This window comes from Dictyoglomus sp. DH (genome assembly GCF_055181375.1).
This window is the reverse complement of the sequence record NZ_CM143706.1, coordinates 773665-785979: the sequence shown is the minus strand read 5'-3', so window position 1 is coordinate 785979 and position 12315 is coordinate 773665. Positions and strand designations below refer to the sequence as shown.

Here is a 12315-nt window from a genome sequence, read left to right as displayed (position 1 = left end):
CCTTTATAGGGCAACTCTATTTAACTTTGGATGAAATTATACAACAAAAAGAAAAATTTTTCAAATTAACTGGAAAATTTAATTTTTCCTAATTTTTTTCTCTCTCTATTACTCCTCCACATAATACAAAATCATCTTTATAACAAACCAATATCTGCCCAGGAGTAACAGCCCATTGAGGTTCATCAAAAACTACAAAAACTTCCTTTTCTGATAAGATATGAAGAGTAGCTAGCGACGGTTTCATATTATATCTTATCATAGCATTTACTCTTAGCTCTTTCTCCTCAGGAATATATGACGGATAATTTACATTTACAGCATAAACCTCTCTTCTAAAAATTTTCTCTTTTTCTGCCACAAACACATTACCACTTTTTGTATCTATATCTTTTACATATACAGGCTTACCTAATGCTACCTTTAAACCTCTTCTTTGACCTATAGTAAAGGAAAAAATACCATCATGATATCCCACTATTTTCCCATCTTCCGTAACAATTTTCCCTGATTTCTCATTCACATATTGCTTTAAAAATTTTCTATAATCCTTGTCAGGTAAAAAACAAATTTCTTGACTCTCTCCTTTTTCTGCTACTATTAATCCATTATCACGAGCAATTCTACGTACTTCCTCTTTCGTTAAATTTCCCAAAGGAAAAAGAGCTTTGGATATCTGATCTTGGGTTAAAAAACTTAAAAAATAAGACTGATCTTTTTTCTGATCTTTTGCCCTTTTTAATAAAAAAACATTTTTTAATGGATCCCATACTTTCCTTACATAATGACCTGTCGCTAAATATTCAGCACCTAACTCTTGAGCCTTTCTTAGTAAAAGATCAAACTTTATCAACCTATTACAAAACACACATGGATTTGGAGTATACCCATTTATATAAGAATCAATAAAATATTTAATTATCCTCTCTTCAAACTCCTTTTTAAGATTTACCACAAAATGAGGTATACCAAGACTATGTGCAACCCTCATAGCATCATTAATAGAACTCCATGAACAACAAGCCTCATATCTTTCCTTAGGTGTCAACGCTATATTCATAGTTAAACCAATAACTTCAAAACCCTCTTTCTCCAATAAGAGAGCAGTAACCGAACTATCAACTCCTCCACTCATGCCCACTGCAACCTTGATTTTTTCACGCATAAACAACTCTTAACAAATGAATATTAAATATTCTCATCATTTTTTAAAATATTTATTTTTTTCTTGACAAATTTCACAATCCATTATATTTTATAAAAAATTTTTGATTTTTGAAGAGACAAAAAATGAAAATTGGAAGACCACAATTAATAGATGAGGTTAATAAAGGACAAATTTTAAAACTCTTAAGAGAAGAGGGTCCGATTTCTCGTGCAGAAATAGCTCGTAGACTTGGTCTCAGTAGACCTACTGTTTCTACTCACATAAGAGAGCTCATAAAAGAAGGATTAGTATATGAAATAGGTAAAGGAAAAAGTAGTAAAGGTAGAAAAGGTATTTTATTAAAATATAATGCTAAATATGGATATTTCTTAGCAGGAGACATTGAAGGATCTATAATGAGATTTGCAATATCAGATCTTTGTGGAGAAATTCTTTATGAAAAAGTATTATCCTTAAATGAACTTAGAGAAAAAAATATGATGCAACCCGAAAAACTTGTAGAGATAATGAAGACCTTTGTTTACGAAAATAAAATAAACTCTGAACACATAAAAGTCATTTCCATAGGAATAGCAGGTATAATTGAGGAAGGAAAACTCATTTTTGCCCCAAACCTTCCAGAATGGAATCATACACCTCTAAAATCTCTCATAGAAACAGGATTTCCTAATACCTTTATAATACTGGAAAACGATGTAAATATGGCTGTAATGGGAGAATTTTGGAAGGGAGCAGGAAAAGGCCACAAAAATATCGTATATATGAATTTAAGTACAGGAATTGGTGCAGGCATCATGATAGATGAAAAATTATATGAAGGAGCAAATAAATTTGCAGGAGAAATTGCATATATGGTTTTAGGCAACCGACATGATGAATATCCAGGATTAGAATATACACCTTTAGGAGCCTTAGAATGGGTAGTTTCAGGAATAAGAATAATAGAAAAGGCAAAATCTATAGATCCTAAATATAACCTAATAGAAAAAATATTTGAAGATTATAATAAGGTATATGAAATTACTGAGCTTATTAACAAGGTAAGCGAATACTTAGCAAAAGCGGTGGTAAACATTGTAAGTATATTAGATCCAGAAGTTATAATTGTAGGAGGAATTGTAGGAAAATTTTTAAACATATTAATTTCCAAAATGCAACCTGTAATAGAATATTACTTACCAATTCCAGTAAAAATTATACCTTCTGCCCTATATCCAAAAACAGTGATCTATGGAGCTATATATAAGGCTATAAATCATTACCACACAAAACCCGTTATTGTATAGTCAAATCTCAATTAGCTTTTTTGCTCTATCAAGTCGATCTTTTAAATTTCTTAAAGAGTCTAAGTATCCAAAAGTTGGCTTTTCAATCTTAATATTATGTATGGTTAAAGATTGTGGGTTATGCTCATGTCCACATATTACAAAATCAGCTTTATTTCTCAAAATAACTTCCCCCAATTTTTCACTTCCTAAATAAGCAGAAAAGAAATTTTTTATCATTAACAATTCCTTAAAAGGAATCATATGAGTTATAACTATCTTATTGAAATTTACAACCTTATAAAAATCTTTTTCCAACTCCCCAATAAATAACTTACAAATTTCTATATTACTCAGACAATTTCCATTGATATTAGTAAAATTTATTAATTTCCAAAATGTTTCCCTCCATTTTAAACCCCTAAACACTCCTTTATCATAATCTTCCTTTGGATAGTCACTATTGCCAAAAGTATAATCATACCAACCTAAGGTACCCAAAAATGCCCATTTACCAATAATAAAAGGATTTCTGGGAAGAAAATGAATCCCAAAATCCTCACAAATATTAGGCAGTATGTAATAATATTTATCAGTACTGCTTATTTCCCCTTCTTTCCATACATCATGATTTCCAGGAACAAAAATAATATTAATGTTAATATAAGAAAATTCCTCAAAAAATAGCTCCACTTCCCATACCTTAGAAGATATATCTCCTCCAATAACCAAAATATCTGGATTATCAATTAATAGATAATCCCTAATTTTTCTTAAAATTTCTCTCTCTTCCTGTAGATTTAAGCCATTTCTTAGTCTAATATAATCTAAATGAAGATCTGAGATAGCAAGGATTCTCATTTAACAATCTTGAGAAACTTAAAGAAATGGAATAAATTTAAGATAAATTTAACTACAGGATCAAGAAAAGAATAAACAAGAGAATCCTTCAGAATAAGAATTTTGTAATCATTTGGCAAAAAATTTATTAACAATGCATAAACAATAATTATAATTCCGCCGCCTAACACAACCCTTAAAAGGAAATTGGGTAACACTAAAAGAAAATAACTGAATACAAAGGTCAAAATAAAACTTACAATGTTAGCAGGAAGATGAATAGGGATTTTAATATATTTCATATAAAGAGGAGTAAGAAAAGAGGAAAAATAAAATGCTATAACCAAAGAAATTAAAAGCACTATTTTATTAGAAAATATATCTTTTAAACCCTTAATAGCCAAGCCCAAAATTGTAATAGCACATATTAAATCAAAGATCATGACCCCTACTCCTCATAAGTTATCATTACTCTTAAACTTTTACCACTCAATCCTACTTCTATTGCCTTATGAATTTCAGATAAAGGAAACTTATGAGAAACTACTTTTGAAACATTTATTTTTCCATCTTCTATTAAGCGTAATGCCCTACTATTTGTAAAAGGATTAACAAAAGATCCCATAATAGTTAACTCTCGATAATAAATGTCAAAAGGAGAAATATTTATCAAATCTTCCTTTGGAGAAACACCAAAAATGAGTACTTTTCCACCTCTTCTTACATTATTAATTGTCAACGATACAGTTTCTTTCTTTCCCACAGCTTCAATACCCACATCCACTCCTCTACCATTCGTTAACTCTTTAATAAAAGAAGAAACTTCATCAGATGGACTTAAAACATAAGACGCTCCAAGTTCCTTAGCTATTTTTCTTTTCCCTTCTTCTATCTCAACTACAATAACCGAACTTGCACCATAAAAATATGATAACTGAAGAAGTATCAAACCCAAAGCTCCTCCTCCAACTATAAGAACTGTATCTCCCAAATGAATACCTATTCTTTCAATTCCATGTAAAGCACATGCAACTGGTTCCATCATAGCTCCTTCTATAGGAGAAACCTTTTCTGAGAAAGAATATGCCTGTTTAAATGGAACTTTACAATACTCAGCAAACCCTCCATCCATATCAACTCCTATAGCCCTCAAATTTTCACATAAATGTACTTCTCCTCTTCTGCAGAAATAACAATGCCCACAAGCAATATTAGGATCAACAGCCACCAAATCTCCCTCTTTTATGCCTAACACATTTCTTCCTACTTTAACTACCCTTCCAGCAAATTCATGTCCTCTTATAATATTGTCCTTCGCATAGCCTTTACCAGCCAAAATATGTAAATCAGTACCACATATCCCTGATGCAAGCACCTTAATCAATATCTCATCATCATTAACTAAAGGTTCTGGTTTATCTATTAACTTGATTTTCCCCTTTTCCCAAACAGCAGCAAGCATATTAAAACCTCCGAAAATAGACATTTTAATTTTTATTTTACAATATAAAATCTATGTGGTAAAATTTCCAAAAAGTAAATTAATTTTATTTTTTCTTCCCCCTTAAAACTAAAAAAATTCTTAATTAAAGGAGGGTAAAAGATGAAGTACAGAAAGATGAATAAAATTGATGTAACTGTTTCCTCATTAGGTTTTGGCGCTATGAGGCTTCCCACCTTAGGCAGTGATTCTCAAATAGACGAAACAAAAGCTATAGAAATGATTAGATATGCCATAGATCATGGGGTAAATTATGTGGATACCGCATATGGTTATCATGGTGGACAGAGCGAGATATTAGTTGGAAAAGCCTTAAAAGACGGTTATAGAGATAAAACATATCTTGCCACAAAACTACCTGTTTGGTTTGTTAACAAAAAAGAAGATATGGATCGACTCCTTAATGAACAACTGAAAAAATTAGACACAGATCATATAGATTTTTACTTGCTACATGCACTAAATAAAGAAAGCTGGCAAAAAGTGTACAACCTTGGTGTTCTTGAATGGGGAGAAAGGATGAAAGAAAAAAATCTAATAAGATTTTTTGGCTTTTCTTTCCATGATGACTTAGGCACATTTAAAAAAATTATTGATGCTTACGATTGGGATTTTTGCCAAATCCAATATAACTATATGGATGTAGATTATCAAGCAGGAAGAGAAGGACTTTTATATGCCTATAATAAAGGGATAAATGTGGTCATAATGGAACCTCTAAGAGGAGGCAGATTAGCAAGACCTCCTAAGGACGTCATGGATTTAATCAATAGCTACAAAATTAAAAGAAGCCCTGTAGAATGGGCTCTCCTATGGCTATGGAATCATAAAGAAATATCTACTGTACTTTCTGGTATGAGCACCTTAGAGCAAGTTAAAGAGAATATTGAAATTGCAGATAAGGCTGAAGTTGGTATTCTATCCCAAGAAGAGTTAGAATTTGTAGAAAAACTAAGACTTGTATTTCTTGGGAGGAAAGCTATTGATTGTACTCAATGTGGTTACTGTATGCCATGTCCATATGGGGTAAATATTCCAAGAAACTTTTTCCTATATAATGAAGGTATCAGATATGATGATTGGGGTGCTCCCCGTTGGGAATATAATTATTCCATGAGAGAAGAAGAAAGAGCAAGCAATTGTCAAGAATGCGGTGTATGTGAAACAAAATGTCCTCAACAATTACCCATAAGAGAACTCCTTAAGAAAGTACATGAGGCGTTAGCCCAAAAATAATAAGGGGAAGGGATTAACCCTTCCCCTTATATTTCTTTAAATGCTGAAGGACATATATCTTTTAAGATACATTCTTCACATTTTGGAGTTTTAGCTTTACATATGTTTCTTCCATGATGTATTAAAAGATAAGAAAAATTAGCCCATTCATCTCTTGGTACAATCTTCATCAAGTCTTGTTCCATTTTATCTCTATTTTTCTCTTTACTAAGATCTAATCTTTTAGAAAGTCTTGCCACATGTGTATCTATCACAATTCCTTCATTTTTGCCATAACCTGCTGAAAGAACCACATTAGCAGTTTTTCTCGCCACACCAGGGAGCCTTAATAATTCCTCCATAGTATCTGGAACTTTTCCACCATATTCCTCTACTATAATTTGGGCACAACTTTTTATAAATTTAGCCTTGTTTCTATAGTAATTTATGGATTTTATATCTTGTTCCAACTCCTCTTGAGGTACTTTTAAATAATCTTCAGGAGACTTATATTTTTTAAATAAATTTTCGGTAACCATATTAACTCTCTCATCAGTTGTTTGGGCCGAAAGAATTGTTGCAACTAAAAGTTCCCATGGATTAGAAAATTTTAGAGCTATTTTAGGCTCATAAACTCCTTTAAGTCTATTAATCAATTCCTTTACTCTTTCTTTTTTGTCCATAGTATAAAACCACCTCCAAAAATAAATAGCTATTAAAGTTTATCATAAACTTGTATAATCAATTAGTGAACTATAAAAAGTGAAAGGAGGCTTAAGAGTGGATATAAAAACTATACTAAAGAACCTATCAAATCTGGATGGTCCTTCAGGTTATGAATATAAAGTAATAGAGTATATAAAAACCGAAGCAGAAAAAATCCCAAATACTACCAACTATGTTGATAATCAGGGAAATCTTATCGTAAAAAGGGAAGGAAAAGGCAAAAAAATAGCCCTTTTTGCTCACACCGATGAAATAGGTTTTGTAATTACTAAGAAAGAATTAGGTAATTATTTCAGATTTCACACCTTTGGTGGAGTAGATCCTAAGATTGTAATTTCTCAAAGGCTGAGAATACATACAAAAAAAGGTATAGCTTATGGTGTGGTAGGAATGTTAGAACCTCATTTACAAACGGAAGAGATGAGACAAAGAGTTTTAACTTTTGATGACTTATTCATGGATGTGGTAGAAAATTCAGAATATGTATCTATAGGAGATTTAGCTACTTTTTCATCAGAGGCTTTTGAATTAAATGAAAAGTATGTAACAGGAAAAGCCTTAGACAATAGAGCAAGTTGTACTACTTTACTTTATACTCTGTATCTTTTAAATCAATATGTAGTAGAAAATGAGGTATATTTTGTCTTTTCTGTAAGAGAAGAAGATGGAACTTCAGGAGCTTCTACTTCTGCATATCACATAAATCCTGATCTTGCTATAGTATTAGATGTAACTCATGGGGATATATATAGACCAGGTTATCCCAAAATTGAAACAGGTAAAGGTCCAGTATTAGATATTGGACCCATGGTTGATTATAAATATTTTGAAAAAATCAAAAATATCGCTGAAAAAATATCAGTAAACTACCAAATAGAACCAAATGGAGAACACAGTCATACTGATACAGACAGAATCCAAATAACAAGGGAAGGTATTCCAACTCTACTAATCTCTATACCCTTAAGATACATGCATACACCATATGAAGTAGTAAATATAAAAGATATAGAAGAAACAGCAAGACTTCTAAGCTATTTCATAGCTACTGGAGGTGAATAACTATGCTTTTAAAAGAACTCTCCAACCTTTGCGGGGTTTCTGGTTTTGAACAAGAGGTAAGAAATTTTATAAAGGAAAAAATAAAAAATAAAGTAGATTATATAAAAGAGGATAAATTAGGAAACTTAATAGCATTCAAAGAGGGGAAAAATAATAAAAAGCTAATGTTAACAGCTCATATGGATGAGGTAGGATTTATCGTAAGTAATATAGAGGAAGACGGAAAAATTAGTATTATTCCCCTTGGATCCATAGATCCGAGAGTGGTTCTTGGTAAAAAAGTGGTAATTGGAGAGAAAAAAGTACCTGGAATTATTGGCTCAAAACCGGTCCATCTAATGACAGGTTATGAAAGCATTTCCTCTTTTGAAAATATAAAAGTTGATATTGGAGTTTCCAAAAAACAAGAGGCAGAAAACAAAGTAAAAATTGGTGATTTCGTTAGTTTTGCCCCCAATGCTATGCTACATAAAGATTGGATATCTGGAAAAGCATTGGATGATAGAGGAGGATGTTCCATACTTATAGATCTCATAGAGGCCAATATAGAACCCTTTTATAATACATATTTCACCTTTGTTATTCAAGAAGAGACGGGATTAAGAGGATCAGGGGTAGCTGCAAATCAGATAGACCCAGATTATGCCATAGTTATCGAAACTACTACATCAGGTGATAATCCAGAATTTCCTGAAGCAAGAAGATCAAGCGAACTTGGCAAAGGACCTGTGATTACACCAGCACATAGAGGATATGTAAATGATGAAAAACTTTTTAATTTTGCCATTAAAGTAGCTCAAGAAAATAATATTCCTTATCAGATAAAAAGAAGAACTGTAGGAGGTACTGATGCAACAAGAATTGCCATAACCACTGGTACTCCCTCTTTAGTCATTTCCATTCCATCCCGTTATATTCATTCCCCAATGTGTGTAGTAAATCTTCAAGATTATCAAAATACTTTTAAACTCTTATCCATTATCATTACAAAGGAGGTAAAGTAATGAAAGAGCTAATTAAAAAACTTACTACCACCCCTTCTCCAAGTGGAAGAGAAGAAAAGATAAAACAGACCATATTAGTAGAATTACAAGGATATATAGATGGATATAAAATAGACAAATTAGGAAATCTTATTGTATGGAAAAAGGGTAAAAAAGAAGGAAAAATTCTTTTAGATGCTCATATGGATGAAATAGGGGTCTTAGCTACTTATATAGATGACAAAGGATTTATAAGAATTGAGCCTATAGGGGGTGTATCTCCTTATAACCTCTTGGGAAGCAGTATTCTATTTCCTGAGATTGAAGGATTTGTAGGAGTAGAAGGAGAAACTTCAGAGGAGATGGCTAAAAATATTAAAAACCTTGATTTTGATAAAATATTTGTAGATATTGGAGCAAATAGTAAAGAGGAGGCTGAAAGATTGGTTCCTCCTGGAACTTTTGGGGTTTATTCTTCATCTTTTAGAGACCTTGGAGATCGTGTAGTTTCAAAAGCTATGGATGATCGCGTTGGTTGTGCTATTATTATTGAAGTACTTAGGAGATCAACCCCCATTTATGATTTGTATGGAAGTTTTTCAGTACAAGAAGAAGTCGGCCTTGTAGGTGCAAGTGTCGTAGCTTTTGATATACAACCAGATGTAGCCATAGCTGTAGATGTAACAGCTCATTCTGATACCCCAAAAGGATTAAAAAGAATATCTTTAGAACTTGGCAAAGGCCCTGCTATAAAGATAAAAGATAGCGCATCCATAAGTGATAGAAGACTTGTAGAAAAATTAAGGTGTTTAGCAGAAAAAAATCAAATACCTTACCAAATTGAAATACTCCTAAGAGGGGGTACAAATGCCGCTGTCCTTCAAAGAACAAGAGCAGGAATTATAGCAGGAACACTATCTATTCCAACAAGATATGTCCACTCTCCTCATGAAATGATAGATATAAGAGATGCGGAAAATGCTGTAAGATTATTTAAAATCTTTGTAGAATCAGAGGATTCTATAAAATTATAAAATAATGGGGAGGAATTAGGGGTATATTTCCTCCCCTTTTTATTACTATTAACAAAATTAAAAATTATGCTTAAAATATTATCATGAATGTGGGGAAGAGGATTAGAGAATTAAGAAAAAAGAAAAATCTCAAATTAGAAGACTTGGCTCAAAAAACAGGTCTCTCTCTATCTTATATATCCTTAGTAGAACGAGGCTTAAAAAATCCATCATTAAAAGCTTTAGAAAAAATAGCAAAAGCTTTTAATGTGCCTACATCTTATCTATTTTCAGGTGAAACTGAAGAAACCTTAGAAACTTTTCTCAGAGCTAACACCTCATTGGATGAAGAAGAAAGAAAAATGATAATTCAGTTAATAAAGTCATTAGAGAGTAGGAAAAATGTACGAGGATCTGACTAAAGAGATTTTAAGTTATTTCTTTATAAAGAAACCACCTGTAAAACCTGACGTAATTGCTTATGGTTTAGGTTTTAATATAACATTCACCAAAGTTCCAACCCATAAAATATCTGGAATAATTTATAATAAAGAAATAGTAATAAATTCATTAGATCCAATAGTAAGACAAAGATTTTCCTTAGCTCATGAGTTAGGACATTATTTCCTACATGATCAATCATCCTCCATTTATAATAAATTTGATAAAGAGTATATAAGAAAAGAACAAGAAGCAGATTTATTTGCTGCATCTCTTTTAATGCCCATATTTATGTTAGAGAATTATTTATATCTTCCGTTAGAGGAAATAGCCAAGATATTTTTTGTGTCCAAAAAAGCAGTAGAATTAAGATTAAAAGTTATAACAATTTAATATAATCTTTATTTTCCAATGATTTAAAACTTCTTTAAAGATATCTTGACAAATTTAACATTATTTTAATATACTATTTTCGTTATTAACACGTGTAAAGTTTATTTTTTAAAGATAATTAACACGTGTTATAAGGAGGTGATTAAAAAATTACAATAAATAATATTCCAAACTTTTCCCTCAATGATTTTAAATATTAAAACAAGAAGGGGAATAGAACTATGAAAAGTTTTTTATTATTTGGATTACTTGTTGTGTTATTAATATATTCGTTTTCTTATGCCCAAGAAGTCACCTTTTATGGATATAGCGAAATAGGAGTCCATAGCGAATTTCTTAAAGACTCAAATGGAAATTATTCTAATACTTTAGGTCCTGTAAACCTTGATTATTGGAATACATACTTTAAAGTAAAAGCAGAACCATCAAGTTTTCTCGAAAGCTATTTTGAACTCAAAATGTATCCAAATTTCAGTAATTTATTTGATCCAGGAATAATTGAAGCACAAAAAGCCCATTTAACTGCAAAAAGTTCTTTGCTAAATCTTAGAGTTTATTATAAGGAAGACGCAACTCCCTTTGATGATCCCCTACTTTTAAATAAACCTGGAGATCTACCTGGATCTTCCTGGATATGGGGGAATGGATTTGAATTAATAGGAAAACTTTTTAATACAAATATCTTAGCTGGTATCAATTCTTCTGATCAAATTTCTTATTTAAGATTAAAAAGAAGCTTTGCTCCCCTTCTTATTGGTTTCACAGCAATGGGAACAAATTGGGGAGAAGCTAATAAAGGAAAGAGTCTGTTTGGTGTTGATGTTACTGGAAAAATCGGACCTATAGATCTTAAAGCTGAAGGAATATATGGAAAATGTGTATGGGGACCTAACCCTACTGATTCAGAAGGTGGTTTTGTCTTCTTTGCTGACTTTTCTTCTCAAATTAATTCTATGATAAGAGTATATGGAACAGCTAAAAAGGTGGATTTTGGATATATTAATCAATTTGATTGGTTCAAAACAGATCAAACCCAATTAATTCCAGGAACAAGCAAATCAGCAGGTACCTATCTAAAACTTGGAGCATTTTTTACACCCCTTTCTAATCTTTCCATTGAACCTATAGTTGAGCTAACAAGTAGAGAGGATATAACAGAAAAAACAACAAAATTAACGGGTATTGTTACTTATAATCCTACAAAACAAATTTCCTTAAAAGGTACTCTTGTAAATAGCACTGTTAACAATACAAATTCCACCAGCATAACAGGTGAAGTAACAGTCACTCCTTCTTCTATACTTACTGTTTATGGAAAAGTTTACTATCCTTTAAATAGTAAATTATCAATATATGGAAACACAACCTTTACTCCTCTTACAGACCTTACTTTCTATGGTGCACTATCATCTGATCTTAATTCCAATACTACCTGGATATATATTAAACCAAGTTATAAATTATCTAAAGATGTAACCTTAACAGGTATTTATCAATATAAAAAGATAGGAGATACAGAAACCCATACTACATATTATGTAAGCTTAAGTTTTAACAATGCCACATTATATTTTGGAAACGCTCCATCAGAAGAAGGAGCAACCAGTGATTTTGTAAAACAAATTGGAGCTAAAATTTCCTTTGATTTCTAAAAGAGAAAACAAAAAGGTGGGGAGTTAAACTCCCCACCTATAAAGGAGGTATAAAA

13 protein-coding genes and 1 other annotated feature (1 of these 14 only partly in view) are annotated in these 12315 nt (G+C 31.6%); of the genes, 8 read left to right on the top strand and 5 right to left on the bottom strand.

Translation table 11 applies throughout. The features are described from left to right. Positions 1 to 7: a binding site (T-box leader), on the bottom strand; it reaches 267 nt to the left of the window's first position. An 81-nt stretch (positions 8 to 88) separates the two neighbouring features. Next, positions 89 to 1165, bottom strand: a complete 1077-nt coding sequence (gene mnmA, locus ACY3JJ_RS03715) for a tRNA 2-thiouridine(34) synthase MnmA (RefSeq protein ID WP_463092446.1) — start codon at positions 1163 to 1165, stop codon at positions 89 to 91. 125 nt (positions 1166 to 1290) lie between these two features. Between mnmA and ACY3JJ_RS03710 the strand changes: the two genes are divergently transcribed. Next, the gene (locus tag ACY3JJ_RS03710; protein ID WP_463092445.1) at positions 1291 to 2454 is read left to right on the top strand and encodes an ROK family protein; all 1164 of its coding nucleotides are present in this window, start codon (positions 1291 to 1293) and stop codon (positions 2452 to 2454) included. Here the strand turns inward: ACY3JJ_RS03710 and ACY3JJ_RS03705 are convergent, their stop codons facing one another. The 3 genes from ACY3JJ_RS03705 to ACY3JJ_RS03695 are packed head-to-tail and all read right to left on the bottom strand — an operon-like array spanning position 2455 to position 4735. Continuing rightward, positions 2455 to 3294, bottom strand: a complete 840-nt coding sequence (locus ACY3JJ_RS03705; RefSeq protein ID WP_463092444.1) for a metallophosphoesterase — start codon at positions 3292 to 3294, stop codon at positions 2455 to 2457. Next, entirely contained in the window at positions 3291 to 3716 is a 426-nt protein-coding gene (locus ACY3JJ_RS03700; RefSeq protein WP_463082517.1) for a hypothetical protein, read from the bottom strand. Before ACY3JJ_RS03700 ends, ACY3JJ_RS03705 begins: the two co-directional genes overlap by 4 nt. A gap of 5 nt (positions 3717 to 3721) precedes the next feature. Continuing rightward, positions 3722 to 4735, bottom strand: a complete 1014-nt coding sequence (locus ACY3JJ_RS03695; protein WP_463092443.1) for a zinc-dependent alcohol dehydrogenase family protein — start codon at positions 4733 to 4735, stop codon at positions 3722 to 3724. Between the two features lie 141 nt (positions 4736 to 4876). Between ACY3JJ_RS03695 and ACY3JJ_RS03690 the strand changes: the two genes are divergently transcribed. Next, on the top strand, positions 4877 to 6010 hold the full coding sequence (locus tag ACY3JJ_RS03690) for an aldo/keto reductase (protein ID WP_463092442.1): 1134 nt from the start codon (positions 4877 to 4879) through the stop codon (positions 6008 to 6010). A gap of 26 nt (positions 6011 to 6036) precedes the next feature. On the opposite strand, the gene nth is transcribed toward ACY3JJ_RS03690, so the two are convergent. Then, positions 6037 to 6672 carry an endonuclease III gene (nth, locus tag ACY3JJ_RS03685; protein ID WP_463092441.1) on the bottom strand — a complete coding sequence of 212 codons (636 nt, stop codon included), beginning with the start codon at positions 6670 to 6672 and terminating at the stop codon, positions 6037 to 6039. Between the two features lie 97 nt (positions 6673 to 6769). On the opposite strand from nth, the gene ACY3JJ_RS03680 reads away from it, so the two are divergent. From ACY3JJ_RS03680 to ACY3JJ_RS03655, 6 genes are all read left to right on the top strand, one after another. Next, positions 6770 to 7777 (top strand): M28 family peptidase, encoded by a 1008-nt coding sequence (locus tag ACY3JJ_RS03680; protein WP_463092440.1) that lies wholly within the window; start codon positions 6770 to 6772, stop codon positions 7775 to 7777. Between the two features lie 2 nt (positions 7778 to 7779). Then, positions 7780 to 8781, top strand: a complete 1002-nt coding sequence (locus ACY3JJ_RS03675) for a M42 family metallopeptidase (RefSeq protein ID WP_463092439.1) — start codon at positions 7780 to 7782, stop codon at positions 8779 to 8781. Then, on the top strand, positions 8781 to 9794 hold the full coding sequence (locus ACY3JJ_RS03670) for a M42 family metallopeptidase (RefSeq protein ID WP_463092438.1): 1014 nt from the start codon (positions 8781 to 8783) through the stop codon (positions 9792 to 9794). The genes ACY3JJ_RS03675 and ACY3JJ_RS03670 overlap by 1 nt, the downstream gene beginning before the upstream one ends. Positions 9795 to 9877: 83 nt before the next feature. Beyond that, positions 9878 to 10195, top strand: coding sequence for a helix-turn-helix domain-containing protein (locus ACY3JJ_RS03665; RefSeq protein WP_148807800.1), 318 nt, complete (start codon positions 9878 to 9880; stop codon positions 10193 to 10195). Further along, positions 10176 to 10607, top strand: a complete 432-nt coding sequence (locus tag ACY3JJ_RS03660) for an ImmA/IrrE family metallo-endopeptidase (protein WP_463092437.1) — start codon at positions 10176 to 10178, stop codon at positions 10605 to 10607. The genes ACY3JJ_RS03665 and ACY3JJ_RS03660 overlap by 20 nt, the downstream gene beginning before the upstream one ends. 221 nt (positions 10608 to 10828) lie before the next feature. After that, positions 10829 to 12259, top strand: a complete 1431-nt coding sequence (locus ACY3JJ_RS03655) for a hypothetical protein (protein WP_463092436.1) — start codon at positions 10829 to 10831, stop codon at positions 12257 to 12259. Positions 12260 to 12315 lie beyond the last annotated feature (56 nt).

What these genes read in the sequence shown, in the direction of transcription:
- ACY3JJ_RS03665 (WP_148807800.1), top strand. Translation starts at nt 9,878, where the DNA reads ATGAATGTGGGGAAGAGGATTAGAGAATTAAGAAAAAAGAAAAATCTC.
- ACY3JJ_RS03690 (WP_463092442.1), top strand. Translation starts at nt 4,877, where the DNA reads ATGAAGTACAGAAAGATGAATAAAATTGATGTAACTGTTTCCTCATTA.
- nth (WP_463092441.1), bottom strand. Translation starts at nt 6,672, where the DNA reads ATGGACAAAAAAGAAAGAGTAAAGGAATTGATTAATAGACTTAAAGGA.
- ACY3JJ_RS03660 (WP_463092437.1), top strand. Translation starts at nt 10,176, where the DNA reads ATGTACGAGGATCTGACTAAAGAGATTTTAAGTTATTTCTTTATAAAG.
- mnmA (WP_463092446.1), bottom strand. Translation starts at nt 1,165, where the DNA reads ATGCGTGAAAAAATCAAGGTTGCAGTGGGCATGAGTGGAGGAGTTGAT.
- ACY3JJ_RS03705 (WP_463092444.1), bottom strand. Translation starts at nt 3,294, where the DNA reads ATGAGAATCCTTGCTATCTCAGATCTTCATTTAGATTATATTAGACTA.
- ACY3JJ_RS03695 (WP_463092443.1), bottom strand. Translation starts at nt 4,735, where the DNA reads ATGCTTGCTGCTGTTTGGGAAAAGGGGAAAATCAAGTTAATAGATAAA.
- ACY3JJ_RS03670 (WP_463092438.1), top strand. Translation starts at nt 8,781, where the DNA reads ATGAAAGAGCTAATTAAAAAACTTACTACCACCCCTTCTCCAAGTGGA.
- ACY3JJ_RS03655 (WP_463092436.1), top strand. Translation starts at nt 10,829, where the DNA reads ATGAAAAGTTTTTTATTATTTGGATTACTTGTTGTGTTATTAATATAT.
- ACY3JJ_RS03700 (WP_463082517.1), bottom strand. Translation starts at nt 3,716, where the DNA reads ATGATCTTTGATTTAATATGTGCTATTACAATTTTGGGCTTGGCTATT.
- ACY3JJ_RS03710 (WP_463092445.1), top strand. Translation starts at nt 1,291, where the DNA reads ATGAAAATTGGAAGACCACAATTAATAGATGAGGTTAATAAAGGACAA.
- ACY3JJ_RS03675 (WP_463092439.1), top strand. Translation starts at nt 7,780, where the DNA reads ATGCTTTTAAAAGAACTCTCCAACCTTTGCGGGGTTTCTGGTTTTGAA.